We start from the raw sequence: 25,219 nt of genomic DNA, 5'->3' as shown, positions 1-25,219 counted from the left end.
TTGTTGTTGCGGCCGCACAAGCGCTAGAGTGCGCGACAGAGCTTCGCATGCTGGTCGGCGATTCGGTCGGGCGATACGATCGAGCCGTCTGGCCCAATGCGGAGCCCGTTCGTGCCAGGGTTTGCGAGACAAAAAAAGAACAAATCGCGATATCGCTTGTTTTTCAGTTGGTTGTCACCCCTTGCCAAATGAGAACAAAAAAGGTACAAAATGGCAGGGATCACGGATTGTCCGGCCTTCATTGACGACCAAGGGGTGATGTATCATGGCTCAGAATTCTTTGCGGCTGGTAGAGGATAAGGCAGTGGACAAATCAAAGGCTCTGGATGCGGCGCTGTCGCAAATCGAGCGGGCTTTCGGCAAGGGCTCGATCATGCGGCTCGGCGCCAACGAGCAGGTCGTCGAGATCGAAACGGTGCCGACCGGCTCGCTCGGCCTCGACATCGCGCTCGGCGTCGGTGGCTTGCCGCGCGGCCGTATCATCGAGATCTATGGGCCGGAAAGCTCCGGTAAGACGACCCTGGCCCTGCACACCGTGGCTGAAGCCCAGAAGAAGGGCGGCATCTGCGCCTTCGTCGATGCCGAACACGCGCTCGATCCGGTCTACGCCCGCAAGCTCGGCGTCGATCTTGAAAACCTGCTGATCTCGCAGCCCGACACCGGCGAGCAGGCGCTCGAGATTTGCGACACGCTGGTGCGTTCCGGCGCCATCGACGTGCTGGTGGTCGATTCGGTGGCGGCGCTGACGCCGCGTGCCGAGATCGAGGGCGAGATGGGCGATTCGCTGCCGGGCCTGCAGGCCCGCCTGATGAGCCAGGCGCTGCGCAAGCTGACCGCGTCGATCTCGCGCTCCAACACCATGGTCATCTTCATCAACCAGATCCGCATGAAGATCGGCGTCATGTTCGGTTCGCCCGAAACCACGACCGGCGGCAACGCGCTGAAATTCTACGCTTCGGTTCGCCTCGACATCCGCCGTATCGGCTCGGTCAAGGATCGTGACGAGGTCGTCGGCAACCAGACCCGCGTCAAGGTGGTCAAGAACAAGTTGGCGCCGCCCTTCAAGGTGGTCGAGTTCGACATCATGTATGGCGAGGGCGTCTCCAAGACCGGCGAACTGGTCGACCTCGGCGTCAAGGCCGGCGTGGTCGAGAAATCGGGCGCCTGGTTCTCCTATAATTCGCAGCGTCTCGGCCAGGGCCGCGAGAATGCGAAACTGTTCCTGCGCGACAATCCCGATACCGCGCGCGAGATCGAGCTGGCGCTCAGGCAGAATGCCGGATTGATCGCCGAAAAGTTTCTCGAAAATGGTGGCTCCGAGGGCAATGGCGACGACGGTTTTGAGGACGAAGCCGGCGCGATGTAGGCAACGGTCAGAATTTGGCCATAAATCCAGACTATTAGTCAATGCTTAAGTAACAGAGTTCTGTAGTACCGCGTTCCAAACCGCCGGCCTTCGCGCCGGCGGTTTTCGTTTGGGCGGCCCCGCAAGTGCCGGTGCAAAGCGCGAATTGGCCCAATTCCGTGTTTCTGGACAGGGTCAAGAGCTACGGCTAAAAGGCCAGCTCCATCTTCTAGAAAATACAGAGCCATCTCCCGCCGGTCCGGCCGGCGGCTCTCTTGAAAAGGCAGTATCCATGAGTGGCGTCAACGAGATCCGGTCGACCTTTCTCGACTATTTCCGCAAGGAGGGCCACGAGGTCGTGGCCTCAAGCCCGCTCGTGCCGCGCAACGATCCGACATTGATGTTCACCAATGCCGGCATGGTGCAGTTCAAGAATGTCTTCACCGGTTTGGAGAAGCGGCCCTATTCGCGCGCCACCACAGCCCAGAAAAGCGTCCGCGCCGGCGGCAAGCACAACGATCTCGACAATGTCGGCTATACCGCGCGCCACCTGACCTTTTTCGAGATGCTCGGCAATTTCTCCTTCGGTGACTATTTCAAGGAGCGCGCCATCGAGCTTGCCTGGAACCTCATCACCAGGGAGTTCGGGCTGAAGAAGGACAAGCTGCTGGTCACCGTCTATCACACGGACGACGAGGCGGCTGGCTTCTGGAAGAAGATCGCCGGTTTCTCCGACGATCGCATCATCCGCATCCCGACCTCGGACAATTTCTGGGCGATGGGCGACACCGGTCCTTGCGGACCATGCTCGGAAATCTTCATCGATCGTGGCGAGCACATCTGGGGTGGACCTCCCGGCAGTCCCGAGGAAGACGGCGATCGCTTCCTCGAATTCTGGAACCTGGTGTTCATGCAGTATGAGCAGGTGACGAAAGAGGAGCGCGTCGACCTGCCGCGCCCGTCGATCGACACCGGCATGGGCCTGGAGCGCATGGCGTCCATCCTGCAAGGGGTGGAGAGCGTCTTCGAGACCGACCTGTTCCGTCATCTGATCGATGCGGCGTCCTCGGCACTTGGGCGCGCGCCCGACGCCGAAACGGTTGCGTCCTATCGCGTCATTGCCGATCATCTGCGCTCGTCCTCCTTCCTGGTCGCCGACGGCGTGCTGCCGTCGAACGAAGGCCGCGGCTATGTGCTGCGCCGCATCATGCGCCGCGCCATGCGTCATGCGCAGTTGCTGGGGGCGAACGAGCCGCTGATGTGGAAGCTGGTGCCGGCGCTGGTGCGCGAGATGGGCCAGGCCTATCCCGAACTGGCACGCGGCGAAACGATGATCGCCGAGACCCTGAAACTCGAGGAGACCCGTTTCCGCAAGACGCTGGTGCGCGGCCTCGGGCTGCTGTCCGAGGCGACGGAGAAGCTCGGCGCCGGCGACATGCTCGATGGCGAAACGGCATTCAAGCTCTACGACACCTATGGCTTCCCGCTCGACCTGACGCAGGACGCGCTGCGGCAGCGCAGCATCTCGGTCGACCTTGCCGGCTTCACCAATGCGATGGAGCAGCAGAAGGCGGAGGCGCGCAAGCACTGGGCCGGGTCCGGCGAGGCCGCCACCGAGACGGTTTGGTTCTCCGTGCGTGAAAAGACCGGCGCCACCGAATTCCTCGGCTACGAAACCGAGCAGGCGGAAGGCCTCATCGAGGCGCTGGTCAAGGACGGCAAGACCGTCGACAGCGCCGGCAAGGGCGATGCGGTCGCCGTGGTCGTCAACCAGACGCCGTTCTACGGCGAGTCCGGCGGCCAGATGGGTGACACCGGCATAATCTCGGGCGAGGGCTTCTCGATCGAGATTTCCGACACGCAGAAGAAGGCCGATGGCCTCTTCGTGCATCTCGGCAAGGTGGTCGCCGGCACGGTCAGGCCGGGTGCCGCGGTCGAACTTAAGGTCGATCATGCCAGGCGCTCCCGGCTGCGCGCCAACCACTCGGCGACGCACCTGATCCACGAGGCGTTGCGCGAGGTGCTGGGCACCCATGTCGCGCAGAAGGGTTCGCTGGTCGCCCCCGAGCGTCTGCGCTTCGACATCTCGCACAACAAGCCGATCTCCGCGCAGGAGCTCGAAGAGGTCGAGCGCATGGCCAACGAGATCGTCGTGCAGAACGGCCCGGTGACCACGCGCCTGATGTCGGTCGACGACGCCATTGCCGAGGGCGCGATGGCGCTGTTCGGCGAGAAATATGGCGATGAGGTGCGCGTCGTGTCGATGGGCACCGGCTTGCATGGCGCCAAGGCCAACCGGCCCTATTCGGTCGAGCTCTGCGGCGGCACGCATGTCAGGGCGACCGGCGATATCGGCCTGGTGCGCATCGTCTCGGATGGTGCTGTCGCCGCCGGCGTGCGCCGCATCGAGGCATTGACCGGCGAGGCCGCGCGCAGGCATCTCGATGAGCAGGACCGACGCCTGAAGACCACGGCGGCGACGCTTAAGATTTCGCCCGCAGATGTGCCAGCGCGCGTCGAAGCGCTGCTCGAAGAGCGCAAGAAGCTCGAAAAGGACCTGGCCGAAGCGCGCAAGAAACTGGCGCTGGGCGGTGGGTCGCCTGCTGATGCTCCTGCCGCCAACGAGATCGTCGCTGGCGTCGGCTTTCTCGGCAAGGCGGTGTCAGGTGTCTCGCCAAAGGACCTGAAGCCGCTGGCCGATGCCGGCAAGACTTCGTTGGGTTCTGGCGTCGTCGTGTTCGTTGGCGCCGGAGAAGACAACAAGGCGAGCGTCGTGGTCGCTGTCACCGATGATCTCGTCGGCCGTTTCAGCGCTGTCGACCTTGTTCGCGTGGCCTCCGCCGCATTGGGCGGGCAGGGCGGCGGCGGCCGCCCCGACATGGCGCAGGCCGGCGGCCCGGATGCGTCGAGGGCCGATGATGCGATCGCGGCAGTGAGGGCGGCGCTCGAGGCAGCGTAGCTACCATGCGTGGGGCCAGGCGGGATCCCTTCTCTTGGGGCAGCGCTGCCCCTCATCTGGCTGCCGCCATTTTCTCCCCGTAGAACGGGGAGAAATGCCCGCCAGGGCAGGGGCGGCGCGACGTCGAGGAAGCTCACCTCGAGTTATACGCTTTTTCGGTACGCAGGAAGCTCGGGCGGCCAGCCATTCGCAAATACAAATCCCAGATGCCTGCAAACTGCGCCAGCAATCCCCGTCCTTCTGGAACCTTGACGAAGTAGCCGATGATCGGCGCGGCGTGCAGATCGGCCAGGGTCAGCTGGTCGCCGAGCAGCCAGGGCCCATCTTGCTTCAGCGAAGTCAGCGCCTTCAGCACCGTCTCGGCCTGCCGCAGGCCATCCACGATCAAGCTCTCGTCGGGCACTTCTTTCTCCAGACGCTCGACCGCGACATCCCAGACCATCGCACGGTAGGCGTAGGCGTCTAGCATGCCGATGATCTGGTTCATCCTTGCGCGGCCGCGTGTGTCGGCGGGCTGCAGCGCCGGCCCGTCGAAAGCCTCGTCGACGTAGCGAGCGATCGCGCTCGCCTCGAACAGGCGGAAATTGTCATGCTCGAAGGCCGGGATGCGGCCGAAGGGATGGTGTTTGCCGTACCATGCCGGCGCGCCACCTTCTGTAAAGATGTCGACCGGGACGAGATCGTAGGCGATGCCTTTCTCCTCGAGCGCAAGCCGGACGATGCGTACATAGACGCTGTAATCCGCGCCGTAGACGACCGGCTTGCCCATTGTCCTCGAGGCGGGTTACGCCATCGCCTTCTGCAAATTCTCGTCGATCTTGTCGAGGAAGCCGGTGGTCGAGAGCCAGGGCTGGTCGGGGCCGATCAAGAGCGACAGGTCCTTGGTCATGAAGCCGCTCTCGACAGTCTGGATGCAGACCTTTTCCAGCGTCTCGGAAAAACGCTTCAGTTCGGCATTCTCGTCGAGCTTGGCACGGTGCGCGAGGCCTCGCGTCCAGGCGAAGATCGACGCGATCGAATTCGTCGAGGTTTCCTCGCCCTTCTGATGCTGGCGATAGTGGCGGGTGACGGTGCCGTGCGCGGCTTCCGCTTCGACGGTCTTGCCATCCGGCGTCATCAGCACCGAGGTCATCAGGCCGAGCGAACCGAACCCTTGCGCCACCGTGTCGGACTGGACGTCGCCGTCATAGTTCTTGCAGGCCCAGACATAGCCGCCCGACCATTTCAGGCTCGAGGCCACCATGTCGTCGATCAGGCGGTGCTCGTACCAAAGCTTCTTCGACTTGAACTCGGCCTCGAATTCAGCCTCGTAGACTTCCTGGAAAATATCCTTGAAGCGGCCGTCATAGGCCTTGAGGATGGTGTTCTTGGTCGACAGGTAGACCGGATAGTTGCGCAGCAGGCCGTAGTTCAGCGACGCCCGGGCGAATTCGCGGATGGACTCGTCGAGATTGTACATGGCCATGGCGACACCGGCGCCGGGCGCGTCGAACACGTCGTGCTCGATGACTTGGCCGTCCTCGCCGACGAACTTGATCGTCAGCTTGCCCTTGCCGGGAAAGCGGAAATCGGTGGCGCGATACTGGTCGCCGAAGGCGTGGCGACCGACGATGATTGGCTTGGTCCAGCCGGGCACCAGGCGCGGCACGTTCTTCATGATGATCGGCTCGCGAAAGATGGTGCCGCCCAAAATGTTGCGGATGGTGCCGTTCGGCGATTTCCACATCTTCTTCAGCTTGAATTCCTCGACGCGCTGCTCGTCGGGGGTGATGGTCGCGCATTTCACGCCAACACCGTATTTCTTGATGGCGTTGGCCGAATCGATGGTCACCTGGTCGTTGGTGGCGTCGCGATGCTCGATGCCCAGGTCGTAATATTCGAGCTTGAGGTCGAGATAAGGGTGGATCAGCTTGTCCTTGATGAACTGCCAGATGATGCGGGTCATCTCGTCGCCGTCGAGTTCGACGACCGGGTTCGCCACCTTGATCTTCGCCATGGAAAGAATGCCTCGTTGCTGGGAATGGGACGGCCTTGCCCGCGTGGCGTCGGCCGGGGATGCCGCCCGTATATCAAAGCGCTTTTGGCCACGCAAACGGCGATCGGTCACGAATGTGAGCCCACGGCGCCGTCATTTGCGAATGCTTCATTTTCGCGGCCGAATATGGCAGGGGACGCTGAAATGCCGCAAACAGCAGTTCATTGACAATCATGCCCATTACCAAAGATCCCGATAACACCGCAGCCGGCCCGGCGATCATCCTTGTCGAGCCGCAGCTCGGCGAGAATATCGGCATGGTCGCCCGCGCCATGGCCAATTTCGGACTGTCGGAACTGCGTCTGGTCAATCCGCGCGATGGCTGGCCGAGCGAGAAGGCGCGTGCCGCCGCCAGCCGTGCCGACCACGTCATCGATGCCGTCAAGGTTTTCGACGATCTGGCCTCGGCACTTGCCGACCTGAACTTCGTCTTCGCCACCACCGCAAGGCAGCGCGACGGTTTCAAATCCGTGCGTGGACCGGTGGAGGCGGGCAGGATGCTGCGCGCCCGTCACGCAATGGGGCAACGCACCGGTATCCTGTTCGGTCGCGAGCGCTTCGGCCTCTACAATGACGAGGTCGGCCTCGCCGACGAGATCGTCACTTTCCCGGTCGATCCTGATTTCTCCTCGCTCAACATCGCCCAGGCGGCCTTGCTGATGTCCTACGAGTGGATGAAGTCGGGCCTGGAGGACGAGACCAGGACCAATTTTTCGGGGCCGGAGATGAAGCCTGCAAGCAAGGAAGAATTGCACGGCCTGTTCACCTATCTCGAAGGCGCGCTCGAGGCGCGCGGCTATTTCAGGCCGGCGCCGAAGAAGCCGAAAATGGTCGACAATCTCCGCGCCGTGCTGACGCGGGCAGGCTTTGCAGAACCGGAGCTCAAGGTGCTGCGCGGCATCATCTCTTCGCTCGACCGGTTCTCGCCGGCGATGCCGCGCGGCGATGGGTCACCTGGCGATGACCCGAGGCGTTTGCCCGCGGCGGCGGCGCGCGCCCGCAAGGCGGAGGCGACTGGCCGGGCGCCGGACGCTAGCGGCGACGACACGGACACGCCACCGCTCGGCGGCAGGGGAACCGACAATGACTGACCAGCCGATCCTGATGTTCGATTCCGGCGTCGGCGGTCTGACCGTGTTGCGCGAGGCACGCGTCCTGATGCCCGACCGGCGCTTTATCTATGTCGCCGACGATGCCGCTTTTCCTTTTGGCGCCTGGGAGGAGCCGGCCCTAAGAGAGCATATACTAGGATTATTCGCCAAACTGCTCGACCGCTTCGCGCCGGCCATCTCCGTTATCGCCTGCAACACCGCCTCGACACTGGTGATCGACGCGCTGCGCGAAAGATTTCCCGGCCATCCCTTCGTCGGCACGGTGCCGGCGGTCAAGCCGGCGGCCGAGCGCACGCGCTCCGGGCTGGTCTCGGTGCTGGCGACGCCGGGCACGGTGAAGCGCCAGTACACGCGCGACCTGATCAGCAAATGGGCGCAGAAATGCCATGTCCGCCTGGTCGGCAGCGACAGGCTGGCTGGCCTGTCCGAAGCCTATATGCGCCAGGGCTTCGTCGACGAAGAGGCCGTGCGCGCCGAGATCGAGCCATGCTTCATCGAGCGCGACGGCATGCGCACCGACATCGTCGTGCTGGCCTGCACGCACTATCCCTTTCTGGTCAATCGCATGCGCAAGACCGCTCCCTGGCCGGTCGACTGGATCGATCCGGCCGAGGCGATCGCACGGCGCGCCCTTTCGCTGCTGCCGCCGATCAATGGGGCGCTGCCGCAAGCCGAGCCTGATATCGCGGTCTTCACCTCGGGCAAGGCGGATTTCGCCGTCAGCCGCCTGATGCAGGGGTTCGGGCTGACCGTTCACTTGGACAGCGGCAAAGCCGCCCGCCACTCAAACAGGTTCGAAGACGATGCTGCGTTGATCCGGATCGGCCAGGACTAGCCTAAGCGTCAGACCATCACCCTGTCTGAGCCCCGAGGCCTTCACGGTGGCAACGACAGCCATGTCGGCAAGCTGAATGCGCACGCCATGGTCGACGAAGTCGGTGACGACGGCTTTGAACGTCTCGCCCTCGCGCCCCTCCAGCATTACCGCCTCGGCAAGGTCGATGGCCGCGTGGTTGATCTGCGAAGCGCGGCTATCCGCGCGTCCCATCGCCTTCGGCAACCTGGCAAACGCGTCGGTAACAGCCTGGGGCACGGGCTGGCCGTTGGCGATAGCCAGCGCGCAGCGCACGACATAACGATCGGCAAGGCGCCTCAGTGGGGCGGTTGCATGGGCATAGGTCGCGGCCATCGCCTCATGCCATGGGACAACGCCGTCCTGATACGGTTGATAGGATGCGCCGGGGCTTGCATGGCGGATTTCCAGCATCAGCGCCGCCTGATGCGGATCGGTCGGATCGAGGGTTCGCTGATAGTCCCGCAAGCTGGTCGAGGCCGGCCAGGACAGTCCGAGAGCCTGTGCCGCGTTGCGCAGCCTTTGAACCTTGAAGGCATCCGGCCCCGACATCACCCGAAAAAGGCCGGTATGATGCGCAAGCATGGCATCGGCGATCGCCATGTTGGCGGCCAGCGAAAGCGCGGCGTTGTCCTGCTCGGATTGCAGAAGCGGCCTGAACGAAAGCCGGAATGTGCCGTCGGCAAGCCTTTCCACCTCCTGCTCGGGTGGGTCGACGCGGGAAGCCCCACGGCGCCGCTCATTCGCCGCCATGCGCCGCGCCATTTCGGCGAAGCCGGCCGGGACATCGGAGGCCTTCACGCTGTCATAGGCGAGCTTCGCGCGGCTTTGAATGATTGCCCGCTCCGCGCCGTCCAACTTCGTCGCGCCGTCCTGCGCAACCCGAACCGTGAAGATAGCAGCTGGACGGGGTCCATCCGGCAACAGGCTCGCCGCACCCTCGGCAATTACCGGCGGATAGAGCCCGGCCTTGCCGTCCGGCAAGTAAAGCGTCTCGCCCCGCGTCCAGGCTTCGCGATCGATCGCGTCGCCGTCCTCGACGAACCAGGCCACGTCGGCGATGGCGTAATGAAGCAGAAGATCGCCACCGCTGGCCTCGATCGAGAACGCCTGATCGAGATCGGTGGAAGCAGCCGGATCGAGCGTGACGAACGGCATATCAGTTCGATCGGCATGCTGGTTGGGCACACGTTTGGCCGCCGCCTCCGCCGCGGCAAGTACATCGGCCGGAAATCCGTCCGGCACGTGGAATTCGGCGCGGATTTTCGCCAGTCCCGCGGAGAGAACCTGTGAGGGATCGGTCAGGGATTTCATTCAGCCGTCCTACACTGGGGTTCCGGACACGAGAAGGCTGCCGACGAAAATCGCCGAGCGCGGCCAAGGGTTGGCACCAGGCGGACCGGGAGCCGCGCTACCGGCGCTGGAACCGGCGCCGAAGCGTGGCGTTTCTCCTGACAGCAAAGGAGACCCGCCATGCCAGCCACTTCTAAAGCCCAGCAGAAAGCCGCCGGCGCCGCACTCTCCGCCAAACGCGGCGAGACCAAGAAAAGCGAACTCAAGGGCGCCTCCAAGGGCATGTATGAATCGATGAATGAAAAGCAGCTCGAGGAATTCGCCGAGACGAAGCGCAAGGGATTGCCGGAGAAAAAATCCTAAGGATTGAGCGCTCGAGCCAGACTACCTTGGAATGAAAAAGGGCCAGCGACGTTCGCTGGCCCGGGAATTGTGGCGTTGAACAGTCTTACCAGCGGCAGCGCCGTACTCTCTCGACGATCACCCTGCGATGGCCATGCCGCCACACCACTCGCTTCTTCACGACGATGCGGCAGACCTGCTTGTGGCCGTGCCAATGACGCGCCATGGCCGGCTCAGGGGCCACCGCCATCGACCCGGCAAGCACCGCGGCCCCTGCCAGGGTAAGGAAAAACTTCTTCATGCAATTAAGCTCCTCTAGCTCCAGTCCCTTCCTGGTGCCGCTGGCGCAAACCTCCCGCCACATCGGCATCGCATCAACGCCTTGGACGCTATACGGTTGCGTTGCGCCGCGCCACTCACAAGCTTGACACCGGTTAAATCTCGGTTTAACCAGCCGCCAACGCCGGGCAGCGATGTCCGGTGTTTGTTTTATATACGCAAGATCTGTCACGACAATCGTTTCCGATCTTGTTTGAACTGACGTGTCCCGTGGGTTTTCCGCCGCGTTGCGTGGGAAAACCCTGTCAGGTCTCGAAAACGGAGGCCAGAGGAGGGCGCGTTTCCTTCACCCGGACCAAGAGGTGCCGGGTGTGTTGTCTTTGAAAGGGAATGCGATGAGCAAGCGCGAATCCGCGAAATACAAGATCGACCGCCGTCTCGGCGAAAATATCTGGGGCCGCCCTAAGTCCCCGGTCAACAAGCGTGAATACGGCCCCGGCCAGCATGGCCAGCGCCGCAAGGGCAAGCTTTCCGACTTCGGCCTGCAGCTCCGTGCCAAGCAGAAGCTGAAGGGCCACTACGGCGACGTGTCGGAAAAGCAGTTCCGCAAGGTCTATGAAGAGGCCGATCGCCGCAAGGGCGACACCTCGGAGAACCTGATCGGCCTGCTCGAATCGCGTCTCGACGCGGTTGTCTACCGCTCCAAGTTCGTGCCGACCATTTTCGCCGCCCGTCAGTTCGTCAACCACGGCCACGTCAACGTCAACGGCAAGCGCGTCAACATCGGCTCGTATCGCTGCAAGCCGGGCGATGTCGTCGAAGTGCGCGAAAAGTCGAAGCAGCTGGTGATCGTCCTGGAATCGGTTGGCCTCGCCGAGCGCGACGTGCCCGACTACATCGAAGCCGATCACAACAAGATGACCGCGACCTTCTCGCGCATCCCGGGCCTGGCGGACGTTCCGTTCGCCGTGCAGATGGAACCGAACCTGGTCGTCGAATTCTACTCGCGCTAAGCGAACGCTTTTTTTGCGATACCGGAAAGGCCGCCCTCGAGGCGGCCTTTTTTGTTTCGGGCACCCGTTTTGCGGCGTGTCGCTAAAATCAATTTCGATTTTCCAGACAATGCGCTAAGCCGGGCGGAAGTCACATCCGGGGCCGTCGCGCCATGAACATGCAGCCAGACATCGAAACACTAGAACCGGCCGCCGAAGGCGGCTCTCACCCGCTGTTCGCCGATGTACCGTCCTCGGTCGAGTTCAACAAGCTGCGCAAGCGACTGCTACGGCTGACCCGCCAGGCGATCGAGGATTTTTCGATGGTGAAGCCGGGCGAGCGCTGGCTGGTCGCGCTATCGGGCGGCAAGGATTCCTACGGTCTGCTGGCCATGTTGCTTGATCTCAAATGGCGCGGGATGCTGCCAGTCGAGTTGCTGGCCTGCAATCTCGACCAGGGCCAGCCGAATTTCCCCAAACATATCCTGCCCGACTATCTCGACACCAACGGCATAGCGCACCGTATCGAATACCGGGACACCTATTCGGTCGTCACCGACAAGCTCCCCGAAGGCAGCACCTATTGCTCACTCTGCTCGCGGCTGCGGCGCGGCCATCTCTACAGGATCGCGCGCGAGGAAGGCTGCTCGGCCCTGGTCCTCGGCCATCATCGCGAGGACATCCTCGAAACCTTCTTCATGAACCTGTTCCACGGCGGGCGGCTTGCCGCCATGCCGCCAAAACTGCTCAACGACGAAGGCGACGTCATGGTGTTGCGGCCGCTGAGCTACTGTGCCGAAATCGATCTGGAGAAATTCGCTGCCGCGATGCGGTTCCCGATCATCCCTTGCGATCTCTGCGGCAGCCAGGAAGGGCTGCAGCGCAACGCCATGAAAGCGATGCTCGAGGACATCGAAAAGCGCATGCCCGGCCGCAAGGACACCATGATTCGCGCTCTGTCCAACACCAGGCCGTCGCATTTGCTCGACCGAAAGCTGTTCGATTTCGCCGCCCTCAATGAAACCCTCGCGATCAGGCAAGACATTTCCGATGACATTTGACGACACCGCGATCGACTGGCTGGCCGGCATTCTGGCCGAGGCAGCCCAAGCCGAAATCATGCCGCGCTTTCGCCGACTGGGCGAGGGCGACGTCAGGCAGAAGACTTCCGCCGCCGACCTGGTGACGGAGGCCGATGTCAACGCCGAGCGGCTGATCGCCGCCAGGCTGCGCGAGCGCTATCCCTCTGCCATGGTGGTGGGCGAGGAGGCCTGCTCCGAAAATCCGGCGCTGCTCGACGGCTTGGGCGATGCCGAACTGGCGTTCACCGTCGATCCGGCAAGGACTGGCTCATCGCCGCCAGGGGTGCCGGCAGTCATATCAGGCATGCCCATGGCAGCCTGGAGAAAGTGCGTGTGGCGGCGCCAGTGCCGATCTCGCAGATGACCGGCGCGGTGTCCTGGCAATATCTCGACGAACCGGAGCGCTCACGCTTGGCGCGCAACCAGACCAAGGCACTGTCGCAGTTCGCCTATCGCTGCGCTGCTCACGAATATCGCCTGCTGGCGAGCGGGCATGCGCATTTTGTCGTCTACAACAAGCTGATGCCCTGGGATCATCTGCCCGGCGTGCTGATCCATCAGGAGGCCGGCGGCCATGCCGCTCGGATCGACGGCAGCGCCTATCTGCCTTCGCATGTCGATGGCGGCCTGCTTGTCGCGCCGGACCAGGACAGCTGGCAGGAACTGCGCCGCGAGCTGTGGGCGGAATAGGACCAATTCCTGTGGCTTGAACCGTTGTATGATCGAGTCGGGCGTTTTGGCGGAGGCTCTCGGATGAAACCTCGGTTCGCAATTTTTGCGGCGGCTCTTGCCGTGGTGCCGTTTGCGAACGCGGCAATCGCGCAAGAACGCCCCTGTCACAGTCCCGATCCTATCGACACCATCAAGGAGATGTCGGACGCTATCTATGCCTGCTGGAAGCCGCCACCCGGAACCGCGGGCATGTCCTTGACCATCCAGTTCTCGCTTCGTCGCAACGGGACGCTGATCGGGACGCCTCGCGCCACCTATTCCGATCTGGGGGTCGATCCGCGGCTCAGCCGAGCCTTCGTGGCGTCCATTCTCAAGGCGCTCGACGACGCTCTTCCATTGCCCTTTTCAAATGGCATGGGCGGAGCGATCGCGGGGCGGATGCTCTCTCCTCGCTTCACGGCGGCGCTTGAACGCGCATCCTGACGCCACCAGCAGACGACAATCAATGCAGGTCGGTGACGTGGCCTGAAACGGGGGCGTTCTGCGGCTGGAACATCTTGCCGCGTTCCGCAAACAGGATCATCAGCAGCGCGGCCACCGAGACGCTGCAGAAACCGGCGGCTAGCGGCGTCACCGTGCCGTTGAAAGCCTGACCGATCAGCGTGCCGAGAATGCCGCCGAGAAAAGTCTGCATGAAACCCAGGATGGACGACGCCGTGCCGGCCAGCTGGCCAAGCGGCTCCATGGCCAACGCATTGAAATTGGCTCCAAGACAGCCAAACGGCAGCATGGCACTGGCAAAGAAGGTGATGAACAGCCAGAGCGGCATCTTCGTTTCCAGTGAAACCACCAGCCAAGCCAGGCTGATCACCAGAAACAGCAACAGCGCGCTTTGCGACAGGCGGCGCATGCCGACGCGGCCGACGAGGCGCGAGTTCAGATAGTTGGAGAAGGCGAGTACGCCCGCGACACCGGCGAAAATGACGGGAAACATCTCGCCGACGTCGAAGATGTTGACGTAGATTTGCTGCGCCGAGGCGATGAAGCCGAACATGGCGCCGAAGATGAAGGTGCTGGCGAAGGCATAGCAGAGCGCGATGCGGTTGGTGAGCACGATGCGGAAGCCGCCGAGGATGGATGAAAACGTCAGTGGCCGGCGATATTCGGGATGCAGCGTCTCGGGCAGGCGCAGCAGCGACCACGCCGAGACGATCATGGCTCCGACGGCCATGGTGACGAATATCCAATGCCAGGTCGCGAACAGCATGATGAACTGGCCGATGCCTGGAGCCACGACCGGGATCGCCATGAACACCATGAAGATCAGCGACATGACTTCGGCCATACGCCGGCCGTCGAATGTATCGCGCACGATCGAGACCGCTATGACGCGCGTGGCAGCCGCGCCAAGGCCTTGCACGGCGCGGCATATCAAGAGCGTTTCAAAGCTCGGCGCGATAGCGGCCGCGGCGGCCGCCGCCACATAGATGATCAGGCCGGCGACGAGCGGCGATCGGCGCCCGAACCGGTCCGAGATCGGCCCGAAGAACAGTTGGCCGCCGCCGAAACCCAGTATGTAGGCGGTGACCACATATTGCCGATGATTTTCGTTCTCGACCCCGAGCGAGGCACCGATCTGCTGCAGCGCCGGCAGCATGATGTCGATGGCCAGCGAATTGAGCGCCATCAGCGCCGCGCAGAGCGCGATGAACTCCCAGCGCGGAATCGGCAATTGGCTTGCCCGAGGCGAGTTGCTTGCCCCTTGCGGCGCTGATTTCTGCTGGTCCACGGCAAGTCCGATCTCTCAAACGAAAACGCGCCGGCGGGCCGGCGCATTTGGCTCGTCCTGGTCCCGGGATCCGGGCTTGTAAAATTGCCGAGGTGGGGCCGCCCCGGTGGCTTGGGCATGTCGATACCGACACGCCCAAAACTGAAGTCAAGCGGCGCCTTTGACGCTCACGCCCTTCTCGACCAGAAAGGTCTGCAATTCGCCGGCCTGGAACATTTCGCGGATGATATCGCAGCCGCCGACGAATTCGCCCTTGACGTAGAGCTGCGGGATCGTCGGCCAGTTGGAATAGTCCTTGATGCCCTGGCGCAGTTCGGCGGAGTCCAGAACGTCCACGCCTTTGTAGTCGGCGCCGATATAGTCGAGGATCTGGACGACCTGGCCGGAAAATCCGCATTGCGGGAAGCCGGGCGTGCCCTTCATGAAAAGGACGACGTCGTTGCCCTTCACTTCATTGTCGATGTAGTCGTTGATGCCGCTCATGGAATATCCTTTCACGCCTGTGGGAGTCAGGCTCGAAACATGTCCCTCAAATAAACCCATAGGTTGCCCGAAACAAGACTTTAGCCATGCCATCACCCGATGGCGCAAAGAATGGGCGGCTTTGGGCCAAGCGTGTCGGGTGGAATGCCTCAGTCGGGAACGCTGGTCTGCAGCGCCAGCGCGTGCAGCACGCCGCCCATATTGCCCTTCAGCGCGTCATAGACCATCTGATGCTGCTGGACCCGGCTTTTTCCGCGAAAGCTCTCGGCCACGACCTCAGCGGCGTAGTGGTCGCCGTCACCGGCGAGGTCGCGAATCGTCACACGGGCATCCGGTATGCCGTCCTTGATCAGTTTTTCGATGTCGTGGGCGTCCATTGCCATTGTGGAAATTCCTGTTTCGGAAGGGCGGCGGCGCGGCAGCCTATGTGATGAGAGTCGGGCAAGCCTAAAGCCTTTCCAATCCGGATTGAAGCGGTTCTGTCCAGTGTCCTTTCTGTTGGTGTTCAGGCGATGGGTTCACCCGGCCCCTGCGCCGGCTCATCCTCGCGCATCGAGAAGGCGCGGCCAAGGCTGAAGATCAGCACGTAGAGCGGGAGGTTGATCGCCATGTTGGCGATCGGCAGATAGCTGGTCATTCGCCAGGCGGGCGAGAAGAACGGCTGGCCGTAACCATCGCAGACAAGCGAAGAGCCGTACTCCCAAAAGGCCCCCAAGACGGCCGAGACGGCGAAAAGCTTGATGCAGGTGACGACGTGTCTTGTCCGCGCCTGGTCCGGCAGAAGCCGGTTCCAGAGCACCACGCAGACGATCGGAACCGCATAGATGAGGTTCTGCAGGACAAGCATGGGAAGCGTGCCGTTGGCCGCGGCGAGGAACTCTCCGCGCGTTTCCAGCCTGGGGCAAACCTCGCTCGATGTCGTCGAGAGCAGGAAGAAGACGAACGGCCCGAGGCACCAGAAGAAGAACAGCGACGGCCAGAAGACGACTGCAAGCAGCGCCCGGACGGCCAGTTTCTTATGATTGAGCAGGATCTCTGGACAAAACGGTTTTCCCTTTGTCCAAGAAAACCGGTTTCCACCTTTCAGGATCATGCCCTGGTCAACTGGCCTGATCCATGAAGCGCGGGAACCAGCCTTCATGGGCGGCGGTCAAGTCGCTGACCGGGATTGCCCTGGCATCGCCGAGCTTCAACGCGGCGCCGCCGGTCGAGCCGATCCACGGCGCGAAAATGCCGAGTTCGCCCTGCTGCTTGCGGATGGCGTCCCATTCATCGCCATGCGGATCGATCGACAACGTCAGGAGATAGCGGCCCTGGTCTTCGCCGAACCAGACCGGGATCGGATCGGTACCGACAAGCCCGGGAACGGTCGCGCCGATGCCCGACGCCATCGCCATTTCGGCCAGCGCCACCGCAATGCCGCCATCGGAGACGTCATGCGCGGCCGTGACGATGCCGGCAGCGATCAACGAGCGTACGTGGTCGCCGACGCGCTTCTCGTGGTCGAGGTCGACCGGCGGCGGCGGGCCGTCGCTGCGGCCGTGGATATCCCTGAAATAGACGGACTGGCCAAGATGCGTTCCCCAGGAAGCCGGTGCGCCGACCAGCAGGATCATCTGGCCTTCCGCGGCGAAACCGATCCGCGCCATCTTCGACCAGTCTGATATCAGGCCGACGCCGCCGATGGTCGGTGTCGGCAGGATGCCCCGGCCGTTGGTCTCGTTGTAGAGCGAGACATTGCCCGACACGATCGGGAAACCAAGCGCCCGGCAGGCGTCGCCGATGCCTTTCACCGCGCCGACCAGTTGGCCCATGATCTCTGGCCGTTCGGGATTGCCGAAATTGAGATTGTCGGTAGCGGCGAGCGGCAGCGCGCCGGTGGCAGTCAGGTTGCGCCAGCATTCGGCCACCGCCTGCTTGCCGCCCTCGTAGGGGTCGGCTTCGCAATAGCGCGGCGTCACATCGGAGGAGAAGGCCAGCGCCTTGGTCGGATGGCCCTCGACCCGCACCACGCCGGCATCACCGCCCGGAAGCTGCAGCGAATTACCCTGGATCAGCGTGTCGTACTGTTCCCACACCCAGCGGCGCGAAGACAGGTCCGGTCCGCCAAGCAGCTTCAGCAGCGCATCGGCGAGGTCGGCCTGCGGGATATCGTTGGCGGCAAGCGGCGCCGGCTTCTTCGGCTCGACCCAAGGGCGATCGTATTCGGGAGCCTTGTCGCCGAGATCCTTGATCGGCAGGTTGGCGACCTCGTTCCCCTGGTGCCGCACGCGGAAGCGCAGATCGTCGGTGGTCTTGCCGACGATGGCGAAGTCGAGGCCCCATTTGTGAAAGATCGCCTCGGCCTCCTTCTCTTTTTCAGGGCGCAGCACCATCAGCATGCGCTCCTGGCTTTCCGACAGCATCATCTCGTAGGCGCTCATGCGCTCCTCGCGCACCGGCACCTTGTCGAGGTCGAGTTCGATGCCGAGGTCGCCCTTGGCGCCCATTTCGACCGCCGAACAGGTGAGGCCGGCAGCACCCATGTCCTGGATGGCGATCACGGCGCCCGAAGCCATCAGTTCGAGAGAGGCCTCCAGCAGGCATTTTTCGGTGAAGGGATCGCCGACCTGCACGGTCGGGCGCTTCTCGTCGATCTTGTCGTCGAATTCGGCCGAGGCCATGGTGGCGCCGCCGACGCCGTCGCGGCCGGTCTTGGCGCCCAGATAGACGACCGGCAGGCCGACGCCCTTTGCCTCGGACAGGAAGATGGCATCGGTCTTGGCAAGGCCCGCGGCAAAGGCATTGACCAGGATGTTGCCGTTGTAGCGGGCGTCGAAATTGACCTCGCCGCCGACCGTCGGCACGCCGAAGGCATTGCCGTAGCCGCCGACGCCGGAAACCACGCCCGCGACCAGATGCCTGGTCTTGGGATGGTCGGGCGCGCCGAAGCGCAGCGCGTTCATCGCCGCGATCGGCCGCGCGCCCATGGTGAAGACGTCGCGCAAGATGCCGCCGACGCCCGTCGCCGCACCCTGGTAGGGCTCGATGAAGGAGGGATGGTTGTGGCTTTCCATCTTGAAGACGACGCAGTCGCCGTCACCGATGTCGACCACGCCGGCATTCTCGCCCGGGCCCTGGATGACTTGCGGGCCGGTGGTCGGCAAGGTGCGCAGCCATTTCTTCGAGGATTTGTAGGAGCAGTGCTCGTTCCACATCGCCGAGAAGATGCCGAGTTCGGTGAAGCTCGGCTCGCGACCGACCAGGTCCAATATGCGCTGATACTCATCGGGCTTCAGCCCATGCGAGGCGATGAGGTCTGATGTGATCGGGACGGAATTGGAAGTGGTCATGGGCGGCGATTTATGTCCATGGAGCAGGGATTTTGAGTCTCCTCTTATCGCAAGCCTTGCGGTCGATACACCCGCCGGCTGAGGAAAAAGGCAGAAAGCAACAGGGCGATAGATCGCGGCAGGCCTTTTGGTGAGCAGCGAAAGGCGTCCACCCAGCTTTCAAGTCCCCGCAAAACCAAAATGGGGAACGCTCCGATGCCCCGGTCGTTAGGTCCCTATCACCGAGGAGACAGAATCATGGCTACCAAGCAAGGCAAGAACGACAATCGCCTCTCGGACAAGGAAGCTCTCCATATCGCGGAGACCACCGACGTTTCGCCGCGGCAGGCCAAGGAATTGGCTGAGAAGCACGGCAAGGAAAAAGCCGAGAAGGAAGCCAAGAACTTCAAGGCCGAAGGTTGATCCGGGTCTGGTTCTGACAAGTCCAGTGTCGCAAGTCGACGTCTCGAGGCAGCAGGGCGGGTGGCCGCGAACGGTTCAGGAAAAGCTGTCGTAGCCCGCGCGGCCCTCGTCCAGCAGCCGCCTGATCACCGCGACGCCGCCGGCAACATCCTCGCGCCCGCTCGGCTGCGAAACACCGAAGCGCACCCCATGGAAAACCCGCTCCGAGCGCCCCGCCTTGAATTCATCCTCATCGTCGATCAGCACGCCATGCTCCAGGCAGGCATTCTTGAACGTGCCGGAAAGCCAGGGATCGGGCAGGGTGAGCCAGACGAACGGCACCTTGTCGTGCGATCTGAATGAGAAGCCCGCCAAACTTTCGCGCACTATGGACATGCGGGCGCTGATCTCCGCGATGCTGCGCTTGCGGATTTCGCTGGCCTGGCCGGAAAGCACCAGCCGGGCATTCACCTCCGCCAGCAGGAATGGCATGCCGCCGGTCATCATCTTGTGGGCGACCCGGATGCGATGGCGATAGGCGGGCGGGCAGGAGAGCCAGCCGCCGCGCAGTCCGGCGGCGACCGACTTCGACAGGCCGCCGGCGATGATGGTGCGCTCGGGCGCGAATTCGGCAAGCAGCGGTGTCGGGTCGTCGGTCAAATGGCCGTAGAGGTCATCCTCGATCAGGATGACGTTGTAATCACGGGCGATACGCGCGATCGCCTCGCGTCGCGCCGACGACAAGGTCACCAGGGTCGGATTCTGCGCCGTCGGTATCAGGAAGATCATCTTGGGGTGCTTTTGCGCGCAGACGCGTTCGAAATCCGCCGGATCGAGGCCTTCATCGTCCGAGGCAACCAGCGCGGTGCGCCGGCCGATCAGGCCGGCGCTGCGGGAAATCTGGGAGTAGGTGAGGTGCTCGAAGGCGACATAGTCGCCGGGCGTGGTCAGGGCCGCGATCGCGGCCATCACCGCGGCGTGGGTACCGAGGGTAGGCACAATTGTATCGATCGTTGGCCGGAAGGCATTCCGGGACAGCCAACGGGCGCCGGCTTCGTACCAGCGATCCGGGAAGTCGCGCGTGTAACTTGAGATCTCATGCGGATGGTCCTGTGCGGTGCGCGACAGGACGTCGGCTACAACGGCGCCCTGGCCGATATCAGGGGCTGCCGTGCTGTCGAACCGCAACTTGCCCTTGGGAGCATCGACATAGCGCGTGCCCTCCACGCTGGTGTCGGGCGCCTCCGGCTTCGTAACCCCGATGTTCTGGCTAAGCACATAGGTCCCGCGTCCGACTTCGCCGCTGACGAGACCGCGCTCGCGCAGCAATTGATAGGCCCGCCCGACGGTGCCGACCGTGGCACCGATGTCGTAGGCAAGGTCGCGCTGTGGCGGCAGTTTTGCCCCCGCGCCGATCACTCCTCGGTCGATATCCGCCTCGATGGAATCCGCGAGACGCTGATACAGCGGGCCTGAGCCGGTGAGATCTGGAACCCAATTTGTCATGGTGACAATTTTCTATATTGCACCGTTTTGGGAGTCAATACATATCGGCAGTGCACCAACCAAGGGTGCAATTGACATTTGGCAGAAAGAAAATGAATACAATCGGAACATTCCGCCACTCGGCAACCCAATTGCTCGGTCAGCCTGCTCGCCCGTCCGGGCAGCGCGGCTTCGCCGGCCGAATTGTGCATGTGGTCAGTTCGCTGGCGAAATGGATCGACCGCCTGCTGGAGCGCCGGCGCGGCCGACTGGCGCTGCTGGAGATGACCGACGATCAACTCAAGGACATCGGCATCTCACGCTGCGACGCTCACCGCGAAGGCATCAAGCCGCTCTGGGAATAGCGGCCCGTCTACCGGGTGCCTTTGCTCCCGAGGCGCCCGATAGCGTGGTCGACGAAAACGGCGACGACGCATATCACCAGGAAAAGTGTGGTTATGGCGAGCGCGGCCACGGCGACGCTCTCAACGCCGTTCCTGGCGACATCGAGGAAGGGATAGGGCACTTCGCCCGCCAGCGGCGCGCGCGCCAGCGCATAGGCCAGATAGGCGATGGGATAGAGCACCCACCAGGAGATGTCGCTCCATCGCGTCCTGCCATCGGCGCCCGATATCAGCCACCACAGCACGAACAGCACCGGCGTCACGTAGTGCAGCAGGATGTCGCAGAGCAGGAACAGGCCTTGCGGCTGCCAGAGCCGCGCCAGAACCGTGGCATAGACGATGAACACCAGGGTGATCGAAGCCGCGACGCCCGCGCGCATCCGTGGTCCGGCAAAGGCCGGCAGCCACGCATAGAAGCTGGATGACAACAGCGAGGCGTGGACCAGCACGGCGCCAATGTTGGTCAGGATGGTGAAGAAGCTGAAATAGAACACGATCGAGCCGAGCAGGCCGCGGCCCGCTACCATCGAAGCCGGAATGGTGATCGAGAACTGCAAAGCGAGCGCTATCAGGCCAACAACCAATCCCGCGATCTGCAGGAACCGGCCCATGGCTGGCTCAGGCGGTGGCTGCGCAGGCCGGATTGCCCGCTTGCCAGCGCGCGACATCGGAGCTGATGCGTGCGCCAAGCGGGTCGTTCATCAACGGTCCGAAGACGTCGACACGGCTTGAATTGCCCTGTGCCTGCACGACCAGCAACGGTTTGCCGCCATAGTGCTTGGCCGGCACCAGAAGGAAGCGCGGCGTGCCGCTGAACGAGTTCAGTTCATTGGCCATCTGATACTGCCTGAAGGCCGGATCCTTGCTGGCGATCCAGCATTTGTGGGCCGATATCGCCACCTGTTCCATGGAGAGCAGCGCGGCGCTCTTGCCCGACGGCACGGGCGTGCTCTTGGGGCTCGATTGGCAAGATGCCAAGGCAAAGCCTGACACGGCGATCAGGGCGATCGTCCTGTTCTTGATCAAGCGGCACCCATTTCGAGTTCGGACAGAGAGATCTTCAGGCCATCGGCCATCTCGCCCCACACCCTGGACAATGCCGGATGCTGCGAAGCGATCTGCTCATAGGCATCGAATCTGGGATAGGCGTCGAGCAGGTCGTGGCGGCCGGTCATGGCGCGGAAATTGTTGAAGATGAACCGCGTCGGCGTCAGCCAGGCATCGGCGAAACTGATGTCGCTGCCGAGCGCGAAGGGGCCTTGCGCCATGCGTGCCTCGATGGCGGCCAGCCCATGGTGCAGACGGGCGAATTGGGCGTCGATCTCGGCAGTGTCGCGCTTCGGCACGAAATGCAGTTCGAAAAGCTTCATCGTCGGTGTGAGTACGTCGAGATCGACGATGCGGGCAAACATGCGCACCAGCGCGCGGTCCTTCGAATCGGGCGGCAACAGAGCCGGTTCGGGAAACCGTTCCTCGAGATATTCGGCGATCACCACCGATTCGACGATCGTTTCGCCCGAGCCGGTGATCAGAACCGGAATCCGGTTCATCGGCGAGATGGCGCGAAACGCCTCGGGGATCGGAAAACCGGGCGGCGGCGCGATGATCTTGATCGGCACGTCCTTGATATAGGCCAGCGCCCGCACGATCGAAGAGTAGGGCGACAACGGCCGCGAATAGAGTTTCATGACCGTCTCTCCCTCACGCTATGATCTTGAATTGCCGCAATTCTTAAGGTTGCGGTTGCAAACTTCAAGCGGCAATGCCCAAGGCGCCTTCGAACAGCGCTCTGCCGTCATTGCCGCCATGCGCTGCTTCTATCAGATTCTCGGGATGCGGCATCAGGCCGAGCACATTGCCTTGTTCGTTGACGATGCCGGCAATGTCGTTGATCGAGCCGTTCGGGTTGGTGCCTTCGGCATAGCGGAACACCACCTGGCCTTCGCCCTCGAGACGGGCAAGTGTGTCGGCGTCGGCAAAGTAATTCCCGTCGTGATGCGCCACCGGCGAGCGGATGATCTGGCCCGGCTGGTAGCGACGCGTGAACATGGTGTTGGCGTTGGCGATCTCGAGCTTGACCTGCCGGCAGACGAATTTCAGCGAGGTGTTGCGCATCAGCGCACCTGGCAGCAGACCGGCCTCGACGAGAATCTGGAAACCGTTGCAAACGCCGATGACCATGACGCCCTTGGCCGCCTTTTCGGCGACCGCCCGCATGACCGGCATGCGTGCCGCGATCGCGCCGCAGCGCAGATAGTCGCCAAAGGAAAAACCGCCTGGGATGGCGATCAGGTCGACATCGGGAATTTCGGTGTCGGTCTGCCAGACGGTTGCCGGCGCCTGTCCGGAAATCTTGGTCAGCGCCGCGATCATGTCGCGGTCGCGGTTGAGGCCAGGGAGAAGGACGACGGCTGATTTCATTTTGGTTCGTAAGGCCTTTGTGCTTCGGCAAGTTCGCGCGGGTCGAGACGGCGCTCGATATGTTCTAGCCAATCATCCCGGCGAGCGAGCACGCCATAGATGTTCTTCACGTCACTCTCGGTGGCTATCAGATGACCGCGGATGGAGCCAAGCTCGGATTTTACCTCTCCGAGCGTCAAATCCATCCTGTCCAACCGTGATTGAATGGACTTGCGGCCTTCAAATATCAAGCTTCCATCGCGCTCGGCCATCAGTTCCTCCGGCACAACTTCAGGTAAGCGTCACACTATAATTCTCAATTACAGTGTTCGCCAGCAGCTTGTCGCACATGGCCTTGAGATCGGCCTCGGCCTTGCCCTTGTCGCTTTCCGAAAGCTCGACGTCGAACACCTTGCCCTGCCGCACTTGGCCGACGCCATCGAAGCCCAGCCCCGACAGCGCGTGTTCGATCGCCTTGCCTTGCGGGTCGAGCACACCATTCTTGAGGGTGACGGTAATGCGGGCCTTGATCACGCTGGACATGCTCCTGTTCTGAACGTTGGGCGCAAGCCGCTGTCAGTGCGGCTTGCCTTTGAGGCCATCGGTCGAGGCGACAAGCACCGGACCGGTAGGACGCGGCGGCTCGTTCTCGTTCATGATGCCGAGGCGGCGGGCGACTTCCTGATAGGCCTCGACGAGGCCGCCCATGTCGCGGCGGAAACGGTCCTTATCGAGCTTGTCCTGCGTCGCCACGTCCCACAGGCGGCAGGAATCCGGCGAAATCTCGTCGGCCACGACGATGCGCATCATGTCGCCCTCGAACAGGCGACCGCACTCGATCTTGAAGTCGACGAGCTGGATGCCGACCCCCATGAACAGGCCGGAGAGGAAATCGTTGACGCGGATGGCCAGCGCCATGACGTCGTCGATCTCCTGCGGGCTTGCCCAGCCGAACGCCGTGATGTGCTCTTCCGAAACCATCGGATCGTCGAGTGCGTCGGCCTTGTAATAGAATTCGATGATCGAGCGCGGCAGGACGGTGCCTTCCTCGATGCCGAGCCGCTTGGACAGCGAACCGGCGGCGACATTGCGCACCACCACCTCGAGCGGGATGATCTCGACTTCCTTGATCAGCTGCTCGCGCATGTTGAGCCGGCGGATGAAGTGGGTCGGGATGCCCATGCGGTTCAAATGATTGAAGATGTATTCGGAAATGCGGTTGTTGAGCACACCCTTGCCGTCGATGACCTCGTGCTTCTTCTTGTTGAACGCGGTTGCGTCGTCCTTGAAGAACTGGATCAGCGTGCCCGGCTCGGGTCCCTCATAGAGGATCTTGGCCTTGCCTTCATAAATGCGGCGGCGATTTTTCATTTGAATTTTTCTCTGGATTTGCGGACAGGCGGCAAGCGACCACTTCCTGTCCGTCCGCCTGAATTAATGCGGCGACGGTGACGTTCAATGCCGGGTCTATCCCAATCACACCGTTTGCTCAATCGGCAAATCCTTTCAATCAACCGCTTTCGAGACTGAAATGCCGCAGCGCAGCATATGACGAAGCATATTGACCGGCCCGCGACCTTTTGGTTTGTGCTTCGGCAACACACATATCCATTGCCAACGAATCGGATTTGACCGGAGGGACGCCATGAGCAGCATGAAAGACCGCGAAGAGGGCTTCGAGCGCAAATTCGCATTCGACGAGGAGCTTCGGTTCAAGGCTTCGGCGCGGCGCAACAAGGCGCTTGGTCTGTGGGCAGCCGAAAAGCTCGGAAAGTCCGGCGCCGATGCCGACGCCTACGCCAAGGAAGTCGTTGTTTCCGACATCGAGGAAGCCGGCGACCACGACGTGTTCCGCAAGATCCGCAAGGATTTCGATGCCGCCGGCGTCGAGCAGTCCGATCACCAGATCCGCCGCACCATGGACGAAATGATGGCGCAGGCGATCGAGCAGATCAAGAACACCTGATCCGGCCGCTTTCTG

Annotated in this window: 28 protein-coding genes and 1 pseudogene; 12 read left to right on the top strand and 17 right to left on the bottom strand. The window is 62.5% G+C overall.

Features of this window, described 5'->3' with window-relative positions; translation table 11 throughout:
- Positions 1 to 265: 265 nt before the first annotated feature.
- Together recA and alaS are read left to right on the top strand one after the other, a co-directional pair.
- Positions 266 to 1,366, top strand: a complete 1,101-nt coding sequence (gene recA / locus FJ943_RS08285; protein WP_013895892.1) for a recombinase RecA — start codon at positions 266 to 268, stop codon at positions 1,364 to 1,366.
- 271 nt (positions 1,367 to 1,637) lie between these two features.
- The gene (gene alaS, locus FJ943_RS08280) at positions 1,638 to 4,304 is read left to right on the top strand and encodes an alanine--tRNA ligase (RefSeq protein ID WP_140720664.1); all 2,667 of its coding nucleotides are present in this window, start codon (positions 1,638 to 1,640) and stop codon (positions 4,302 to 4,304) included.
- Between the two features lie 133 nt (positions 4,305 to 4,437).
- Here alaS and FJ943_RS08275 read toward each other — a convergent pair whose 3' ends face one another.
- Together FJ943_RS08275 and FJ943_RS08270 are read right to left on the bottom strand one after the other, a co-directional pair.
- On the bottom strand, positions 4,438 to 5,073 hold the full coding sequence (locus FJ943_RS08275; protein ID WP_140720662.1) for a glutathione S-transferase family protein: 636 nt from the start codon (positions 5,071 to 5,073) through the stop codon (positions 4,438 to 4,440).
- 15 nt (positions 5,074 to 5,088) lie between these two features.
- Positions 5,089 to 6,300 carry an NADP-dependent isocitrate dehydrogenase gene (locus FJ943_RS08270; protein WP_140720660.1) on the bottom strand — a complete coding sequence of 404 codons (1,212 nt, stop codon included), beginning with the start codon at positions 6,298 to 6,300 and terminating at the stop codon, positions 5,089 to 5,091.
- 212 nt (positions 6,301 to 6,512) lie between these two features.
- Between FJ943_RS08270 and FJ943_RS08265 the strand changes: the two genes are divergently transcribed.
- Positions 6,513 to 7,430: an RNA methyltransferase gene (locus FJ943_RS08265; protein WP_140720658.1), complete on the top strand. Its 918-nt coding sequence runs from the start codon at positions 6,513 to 6,515 to the stop codon at positions 7,428 to 7,430.
- Positions 7,423 to 8,286 (top strand): glutamate racemase, encoded by an 864-nt coding sequence (gene murI, locus FJ943_RS08260; RefSeq protein ID WP_140617000.1) that lies wholly within the window; start codon positions 7,423 to 7,425, stop codon positions 8,284 to 8,286. The genes FJ943_RS08265 and murI overlap by 8 nt, the downstream gene beginning before the upstream one ends.
- On the opposite strand, the gene FJ943_RS08255 is transcribed toward murI, so the two are convergent.
- Positions 8,236 to 9,618, bottom strand: coding sequence for an RNB domain-containing ribonuclease (locus FJ943_RS08255; protein ID WP_140720657.1), 1,383 nt, complete (start codon positions 9,616 to 9,618; stop codon positions 8,236 to 8,238). The two genes, murI and FJ943_RS08255, sit on opposite strands and share 51 nt — an antisense overlap.
- A gap of 159 nt (positions 9,619 to 9,777) precedes the next feature.
- On the opposite strand from FJ943_RS08255, the gene FJ943_RS08250 reads away from it, so the two are divergent.
- The gene (locus FJ943_RS08250; protein WP_015318153.1) at positions 9,778 to 9,960 is read left to right on the top strand and encodes a DUF3008 family protein; all 183 of its coding nucleotides are present in this window, start codon (positions 9,778 to 9,780) and stop codon (positions 9,958 to 9,960) included.
- A gap of 85 nt (positions 9,961 to 10,045) precedes the next feature.
- Here FJ943_RS08250 and FJ943_RS08245 read toward each other — a convergent pair whose 3' ends face one another.
- Entirely contained in the window at positions 10,046 to 10,240 is a 195-nt protein-coding gene (locus tag FJ943_RS08245) for a hypothetical protein (RefSeq protein WP_041163853.1), read from the bottom strand.
- A gap of 373 nt (positions 10,241 to 10,613) precedes the next feature.
- Between FJ943_RS08245 and rpsD the strand changes: the two genes are divergently transcribed.
- The 4 genes and pseudogenes from rpsD (at position 10,614) to FJ943_RS29900 (ending at position 13,447) form a co-directional block, all read left to right on the top strand.
- Complete coding sequence (gene rpsD / locus FJ943_RS08240; protein WP_015318151.1) at positions 10,614 to 11,231, top strand: 30S ribosomal protein S4; 618 nt, start codon at positions 10,614 to 10,616, stop codon at positions 11,229 to 11,231.
- A 152-nt stretch (positions 11,232 to 11,383) separates the two neighbouring features.
- Positions 11,384 to 12,271, top strand: coding sequence for a tRNA 2-thiocytidine(32) synthetase TtcA (gene ttcA, locus FJ943_RS08235; protein ID WP_140662024.1), 888 nt, complete (start codon positions 11,384 to 11,386; stop codon positions 12,269 to 12,271).
- A pseudogene (locus tag FJ943_RS08230) lies at positions 12,261 to 12,982 on the top strand (inositol monophosphatase family protein). Before ttcA ends, FJ943_RS08230 begins: the two are co-directional and overlap by 11 nt.
- 231 nt (positions 12,983 to 13,213) lie before the next feature.
- Positions 13,214 to 13,447 (top strand): hypothetical protein, encoded by a 234-nt coding sequence (locus tag FJ943_RS29900; RefSeq protein WP_224582991.1) that lies wholly within the window; start codon positions 13,214 to 13,216, stop codon positions 13,445 to 13,447.
- A gap of 19 nt (positions 13,448 to 13,466) precedes the next feature.
- Here FJ943_RS29900 and FJ943_RS08220 read toward each other — a convergent pair whose 3' ends face one another.
- The 5 genes from FJ943_RS08220 to purL form a co-directional block, all read right to left on the bottom strand.
- Positions 13,467 to 14,690 carry a multidrug effflux MFS transporter gene (locus FJ943_RS08220; protein ID WP_181174530.1) on the bottom strand — a complete coding sequence of 408 codons (1,224 nt, stop codon included), beginning with the start codon at positions 14,688 to 14,690 and terminating at the stop codon, positions 13,467 to 13,469.
- Between the two features lie 210 nt (positions 14,691 to 14,900).
- The gene (gene grxD / locus FJ943_RS08215) at positions 14,901 to 15,236 is read right to left on the bottom strand and encodes a Grx4 family monothiol glutaredoxin (protein WP_140720653.1); all 336 of its coding nucleotides are present in this window, start codon (positions 15,234 to 15,236) and stop codon (positions 14,901 to 14,903) included.
- Between the two features lie 149 nt (positions 15,237 to 15,385).
- Positions 15,386 to 15,619 (bottom strand): BolA family transcriptional regulator, encoded by a 234-nt coding sequence (locus tag FJ943_RS08210; RefSeq protein ID WP_015318146.1) that lies wholly within the window; start codon positions 15,617 to 15,619, stop codon positions 15,386 to 15,388.
- 122 nt (positions 15,620 to 15,741) lie between these two features.
- Positions 15,742 to 16,329, bottom strand: a complete 588-nt coding sequence (locus FJ943_RS08205; protein WP_246671844.1) for a hypothetical protein — start codon at positions 16,327 to 16,329, stop codon at positions 15,742 to 15,744.
- A gap of 7 nt (positions 16,330 to 16,336) precedes the next feature.
- Positions 16,337 to 18,568 (bottom strand): phosphoribosylformylglycinamidine synthase subunit PurL, encoded by a 2,232-nt coding sequence (gene purL / locus FJ943_RS08200; RefSeq protein WP_015318144.1) that lies wholly within the window; start codon positions 18,566 to 18,568, stop codon positions 16,337 to 16,339.
- A 237-nt stretch (positions 18,569 to 18,805) separates the two neighbouring features.
- On the opposite strand from purL, the gene FJ943_RS29565 reads away from it, so the two are divergent.
- Positions 18,806 to 18,970 (top strand): hypothetical protein, encoded by a 165-nt coding sequence (locus tag FJ943_RS29565; protein WP_015318143.1) that lies wholly within the window; start codon positions 18,806 to 18,808, stop codon positions 18,968 to 18,970.
- Between the two features lie 75 nt (positions 18,971 to 19,045).
- Here the strand turns inward: FJ943_RS29565 and FJ943_RS08195 are convergent, their stop codons facing one another.
- Positions 19,046 to 20,455, bottom strand: coding sequence for a PLP-dependent aminotransferase family protein (locus tag FJ943_RS08195; protein ID WP_140720652.1), 1,410 nt, complete (start codon positions 20,453 to 20,455; stop codon positions 19,046 to 19,048).
- A gap of 92 nt (positions 20,456 to 20,547) precedes the next feature.
- Here FJ943_RS08195 and FJ943_RS08190 point away from each other — a divergent pair, with 92 nt between their 5' ends.
- The gene (locus FJ943_RS08190; RefSeq protein ID WP_140717444.1) at positions 20,548 to 20,799 is read left to right on the top strand and encodes a DUF1127 domain-containing protein; all 252 of its coding nucleotides are present in this window, start codon (positions 20,548 to 20,550) and stop codon (positions 20,797 to 20,799) included.
- Between the two features lie 8 nt (positions 20,800 to 20,807).
- Here FJ943_RS08190 and FJ943_RS08185 read toward each other — a convergent pair whose 3' ends face one another.
- The 7 genes from FJ943_RS08185 to purC all read right to left on the bottom strand — a co-directional run bounded on the left by FJ943_RS08185 (position 20,808) and on the right by purC (position 24,609).
- Positions 20,808 to 21,449 (bottom strand): Pr6Pr family membrane protein, encoded by a 642-nt coding sequence (locus tag FJ943_RS08185; RefSeq protein WP_140720650.1) that lies wholly within the window; start codon positions 21,447 to 21,449, stop codon positions 20,808 to 20,810.
- Between the two features lie 7 nt (positions 21,450 to 21,456).
- On the bottom strand, positions 21,457 to 21,864 hold the full coding sequence (locus FJ943_RS08180) for a hypothetical protein (RefSeq protein WP_015318139.1): 408 nt from the start codon (positions 21,862 to 21,864) through the stop codon (positions 21,457 to 21,459).
- Positions 21,861 to 22,526 carry a glutathione S-transferase family protein gene (locus FJ943_RS08175; RefSeq protein WP_140720648.1) on the bottom strand — a complete coding sequence of 222 codons (666 nt, stop codon included), beginning with the start codon at positions 22,524 to 22,526 and terminating at the stop codon, positions 21,861 to 21,863. The genes FJ943_RS08180 and FJ943_RS08175 overlap by 4 nt, the downstream gene beginning before the upstream one ends.
- A 64-nt stretch (positions 22,527 to 22,590) precedes the next feature.
- A complete protein-coding gene (gene purQ / locus FJ943_RS08170) occupies positions 22,591 to 23,259 on the bottom strand; it encodes a phosphoribosylformylglycinamidine synthase subunit PurQ (RefSeq protein ID WP_015318137.1) in 669 nt (222 codons plus the stop codon).
- Complete coding sequence (locus tag FJ943_RS08165; RefSeq protein ID WP_140720646.1) at positions 23,256 to 23,510, bottom strand: hypothetical protein; 255 nt, start codon at positions 23,508 to 23,510, stop codon at positions 23,256 to 23,258. Before FJ943_RS08165 ends, purQ begins: the two co-directional genes overlap by 4 nt.
- A 19-nt stretch (positions 23,511 to 23,529) precedes the next feature.
- Entirely contained in the window at positions 23,530 to 23,772 is a 243-nt protein-coding gene (gene purS / locus FJ943_RS08160; protein WP_015318135.1) for a phosphoribosylformylglycinamidine synthase subunit PurS, read from the bottom strand.
- A gap of 42 nt (positions 23,773 to 23,814) precedes the next feature.
- Positions 23,815 to 24,609 (bottom strand): phosphoribosylaminoimidazolesuccinocarboxamide synthase, encoded by a 795-nt coding sequence (gene purC / locus FJ943_RS08155; protein WP_013532127.1) that lies wholly within the window; start codon positions 24,607 to 24,609, stop codon positions 23,815 to 23,817.
- 274 nt (positions 24,610 to 24,883) lie between these two features.
- Here purC and FJ943_RS08150 point away from each other — a divergent pair, with 274 nt between their 5' ends.
- Positions 24,884 to 25,204, top strand: a complete 321-nt coding sequence (locus tag FJ943_RS08150) for a DUF1476 domain-containing protein (RefSeq protein ID WP_015318134.1) — start codon at positions 24,884 to 24,886, stop codon at positions 25,202 to 25,204.
- Positions 25,205 to 25,219: the final 15 nt, after the last annotated feature.

It is taken from the genome of Mesorhizobium sp. B2-3-10 (assembly GCF_006442275.1).
Lineage (GTDB): Bacteria > Pseudomonadota > Alphaproteobacteria > Rhizobiales > Rhizobiaceae > Mesorhizobium > Mesorhizobium australicum.
Note: the sequence above shows the minus strand (reverse complement) of the source record. Positions and strands in the feature narration are given on the sequence as shown.